This window comes from Bacillus sp. JJ1503, assembly GCF_036965125.1.
Classification (GTDB): Bacteria; Bacillota; Bacilli; order Bacillales; family Cytobacillaceae; genus Cytobacillus.
Map to the genome: position 1 here is coordinate 1 of NZ_JBALOZ010000126.1, position 4192 is coordinate 4192.

5 protein-coding genes are annotated in these 4192 nt (G+C 34.1%); 1 reads left to right on the forward strand and 4 read right to left on the reverse strand.

All coding sequences use genetic code 11. The features are described 5' to 3' along the window. Window positions 1-130: 130 nt before the first annotated feature. The 4 genes from V7149_RS10945 to V7149_RS10960 all read right to left on the reverse strand — a co-directional run bounded on the left by V7149_RS10945 (window position 131) and on the right by V7149_RS10960 (window position 3079). The gene (locus tag V7149_RS10945) at window positions 131-781 is read right to left on the reverse strand and encodes an amino acid ABC transporter permease (RefSeq protein WP_335345662.1); all 651 of its coding nucleotides are present in this window, start codon (window positions 779-781) and stop codon (window positions 131-133) included. 11 nt (window positions 782-792) lie between these two features. Next, window positions 793-1446 (reverse strand): amino acid ABC transporter permease, encoded by a 654-nt coding sequence (locus V7149_RS10950; RefSeq protein ID WP_335345663.1) that lies wholly within the window; start codon window positions 1444-1446, stop codon window positions 793-795. A 69-nt stretch (window positions 1447-1515) separates the two neighbouring features. Next, a complete protein-coding gene (locus V7149_RS10955) occupies window positions 1516-2331 on the reverse strand; it encodes a transporter substrate-binding domain-containing protein (protein ID WP_335345664.1) in 816 nt (271 codons plus the stop codon). A 19-nt stretch (window positions 2332-2350) separates the two neighbouring features. Continuing rightward, the gene (locus V7149_RS10960; RefSeq protein ID WP_335345665.1) at window positions 2351-3079 is read right to left on the reverse strand and encodes an amino acid ABC transporter ATP-binding protein; all 729 of its coding nucleotides are present in this window, start codon (window positions 3077-3079) and stop codon (window positions 2351-2353) included. A 281-nt stretch (window positions 3080-3360) separates the two neighbouring features. Here V7149_RS10960 and V7149_RS10965 point away from each other — a divergent pair, with 281 nt between their 5' ends. After that, window positions 3361-4089 (forward strand): alpha/beta hydrolase, encoded by a 729-nt coding sequence (locus tag V7149_RS10965; protein ID WP_335345666.1) that lies wholly within the window; start codon window positions 3361-3363, stop codon window positions 4087-4089. Window positions 4090-4192: the final 103 nt, after the last annotated feature.

Sequence of the window (4192 nt, forward strand, 5' to 3'; positions counted from 1 at the left end):
ATATTAATTTTTTAGAAAAAGTCAATCATTTTTGCTTTCTTTTCATTAACAATGATTAATTTAGGTTTTCTTAAATGAAAAGACCGATTCTCTAACTTGCAAAGAAAATCGGTTGATTGACACTCATTTATTATACTTGTCTGCTTTCCAGCCTTCGTGCAACTAATGACAGGCCATAGTTCACAACAAAATACATGATTGAAATAACGATAAATATCGGAATTATATAATTAATATTTTGTGCATAGATAATCTGAGCATTACGCATCAGTTCTGGTAAAGCAATAATTACGCATAGTGATGTATCTTTAAGTAAAGAAATAAATTGACTTACAATCGGAGGTACCATTCTTCTTAAGGCCTGAGGCATGATTATTTTAAATAATGCTTGAATATATGTTAGCCCTGATGACCGGGCAGCCTCCATTTGACCTTTATCAATAGAATTTAATCCGCCCCTTACAATTTCAGATAGCATGGCTGATGTAAATACTGTCAATGCAGTGATGGCAGCTACAGGCTTACTCATTTTGATCCCAATTTCCGGCAGTGCAAAAAAGGTAAAGAAAATGATTAACAATAGCGGAGTATTTCGAATGGTTTCTACGATCACTGCTATGACTTTTGATAATACTGAGATTTTAGCATATCGTAAAGTTCCTATAACGATTCCAATGATAAAGCTCAAGAAAATAGATATAAATGCAATGTAAAGCGTCACCATAAAGCCAGTACCGAGGAATTTTAAATGATCGACTGAGAGAGCTCCAATAAAATCCATAGTTCCCCTCCTTAATGGCTTCTAGCCAAGCGTTTTTCAAGATAGCCAACGCCTAGACTTAATGGAATGGTTAAAACAAGATAAAAGATTGCTACGAAAATATATACATCAAATGTCACAAATGTATTTGACGAAATAATATCACCAAAATACATTAAATCTAAACCAGCTACCATTCCTAAAATAGAAGAATTCTTGACAAGGTTAATAAACTGGTTTCCAATCGGTGGAATGACTATTTTTATTGCCTGGGGCAATATGATTACATTCATCGCTTGCAAGTATGTTAGACCAGAAGACCTTGCTGCTTCCATTTGTCCCTTCGGAATCGATTGAATGCCTGCTCGAATTGCTTCAGCAATGAATGAAGCTGTATAAATCGCCAAGGCAATTGTACCAGCAGTAAAACCAGATAAAGTTACACCAATAGCAGGAAGACCATTAAAAAAGAAGAAAGCAATAATAAGAAGCGGGATATTTCTGAAGAACTCAACAAATGCAGTTCCAAGCCAATTTAGTGGTTTAAATGGGGAAATTCTCATAACTGCTACAATAATCCCAAGAAAAAAGCTTCCAATAAGTCCCATAATGCTAGAAAACACTGTATTTTTAAATCCTTCTAAATATGTGTCTAAATTATCAGTAAGTATTGTAAAATCAAGCAAACTGATTTCCCCTCCTTTTTATAAAAAGTGGTCAGGATGAGCAATTGCTCATCCTGACATCATTTGATACTAGTTAGTTTTAATCCACTTGCTATATATTTCATCATACTTTCCAGTTTCTTTTAACTTCTTCAAAGCATCGTTAATAGCATTAACTAATTCTTCATTTCCTTTTTTAACAGCAATTCCATAAGGCTCTTCTGTGAAAGTTCCGCCAACAAGCTCAAAGTTTGAATCTTGGTCAGCCATACCGTAAAGAATAGAATCATCTGTCGTTAAAGCATCTCCTTGACCAGCTTTTAAGGCAGTAAATGCTTCAGCATAGTTTTCAAATTCTAAAACAGTTGTGTCAGGGGCTTTTTCACGAATGTTCTTTGCTGATGTCGAACCTTTAACAGCAAGAACTTTCGTGCCGCTCTTCAAATCTTCAAGACCTTTAATGGCGCTTCCTTTTTTAACAAGCAGTGATTGTCCGGCATCAAAATAAACATCAGAGAAATCAACTTCTTTTTTACGCTCTTCTGAGATTGTCATCGTTGCTACAATTGCATCAATATCACCATTGTTTAACATTGGAATACGCGTTTTAGAAGTAACTTCTTTAAATTCTACTTTGTTCTCGTCACCAAGAAGCTCTTTAGTCAATGCTTTTGAAATATCAATATCAAAACCTTCTACTTCACCAGTACTCGGGTTTTTAAGTCCGAATAATCTAGTATCATGCTTTACCCCAATTACAATTTTGTCATTTTCTTTAATTTGTTCTAAAGCATTTTTGCTACCAGAACCTGTCGTTTCCTTTTCATCCTTGCCGCATGCAGCAAGAAGCATTGTTGCAGATAAGAACAGGATACCTGCTATTTTTCTTCCTTTTTTCTTAAACATAAATAATCCCCCTTTTGTTTTAATGATTTAATACACGACTAAGGAATGTACGAGCCCTTTCTTCCTTTGGATTCGCATAAAACTCAGCCGGAATTCCTTCTTCAACAATTTGGCCTTGATCCATGAATACAATTCGATCAGCTACTTCTTTAGCAAATCCCATTTCATGAGTCACAACGACCATAGTCATTCCTTCTTTTGCTAGCGCTTTCATTACATCTAGAACCTCTCCAACCATTTCTGGATCAAGTGCAGAAGTAGGCTCATCGAACAGCATAATTTCAGGTTTCATCGCAAGTCCCCTTGCAATTGCAACCCTTTGTTGCTGCCCTCCCGATAATTGGGATGGAAATGATTTTGCCTTATCAGGAATTCCTACTTTTTCAAGATAGTACATAGCTGTTTCTGTTGCCTCAGCTTTTGACTTCTTCAATACCATAGTTGGCGCAATTGTAATATTTTCAAGAACTGTTTTATGTGGATATAAGTTGAAATGTTGAAAAACCATTCCTATATTTCTTCTTAACTGGTTAATATCTGTTTTCTTATCATTTACTACTAAGTTATTAACTGTTAATCCGCCAGTAGTAATTGTCTCAAGACGATTAATGCAACGGAGCATCGTACTTTTCCCAGATCCAGATGGACCTATAACAACTACAACTTCCCCTTTTTTAATTTCTAGATTAATATCTTTAAGTACATGAAAGTCTCCATAATACTTATTTACAGACGCAAATCGTATCATATCATTCCTCCGTAAATCTTTTAGTGAATATATATGTCACCTACCATTCGGATATTTAATTCAAAAAATTATCCCTTTACGGAAAAGTAAATTAATTGGATAGGTATAGAAAATATAATACATATAAACATCAATTTAGTAAACAATTATTATTAATTTTGAATTAATTCTGTCGAATTGTATCCTAAGGCACAGGCTTCAATACCTACTTTTTTTAGTTTTTGACCATTTATGATAATATATTTTGATGAGCCAATTAAATAGAAAATGGAGGTTTTGAATTGAGTATACCTAGAGGAACAATTAAGGATATAACATTCTCAAGTAAAGAGCTTGGTGAAGACTTACAGATTCTAATTTACCTGCCAACAGCTTTCAATCCTTTATATAAATATTCAATCCTTTTTGCCCAAGATGGCAAAGATTATTTTCAGTTTGGAAGAATCGGCAGGATGGCAGATGAATTATTAGAAAACAATATGATTGAAAGAATAATCATTGTAGGCATTCCTTACAAAAACGGAGAAGATCGAAGAAGAAAATATCATCCGAGCGGTGAACAGCATCAGGAATATATCCGCTTTCTTGCACACGAGCTCGTTCCATTTATCGATGCAGAATTCCCAACTTATCAGATGGGGATGGGCCGTGCACTTATTGGAGACTCCTTAGCAGCAACTGTTTCTCTAATGGCAGCTATTCAATATCCTCATACATTTGGTAAGGTTATTTTACAATCTCCAATGGTTAATGAGGATGTAATGAAAGGCGTTAAAGAAGTTAAAGAGCCACACCTTCTACATATTTATCATGTCATTGGCAAGGAAGAAACGGCAGTCAAGACAACAACAAAGGAAATTGCAGATTTTTTAACACCTAACCGTGAATTATCAGAGCTACTTAATGAATTAAAGTTCCCTTATTTTTATGAAGAATTTGAAGGGAATCATACATGGACTTATTGGCAGCCAAATCTAAAGCAAGCATTAAAACATATGTTTTCGTCCTAATTCTTTTCTAGATTCATTATATTTTCTTATGATAAGTTCTTTGTTTATTAAAATTTTGTTATAATAATATTAAATTTTATATTTTTCCCAATATTTATTATAT

Bases quoted from the DNA above. Each gene is read 5' to 3' on its own strand.
- V7149_RS10945 (WP_335345662.1), bottom strand. From the start codon at position 781: ATGGATTTTATTGGAGCTCTCTCAGTCGATCATTTAAAATTCCTCGGT.
- V7149_RS10955 (WP_335345664.1), bottom strand. From the start codon at position 2,331: ATGTTTAAGAAAAAAGGAAGAAAAATAGCAGGTATCCTGTTCTTATCT.
- V7149_RS10960 (WP_335345665.1), bottom strand. From the start codon at position 3,079: ATGATACGATTTGCGTCTGTAAATAAGTATTATGGAGACTTTCATGTA.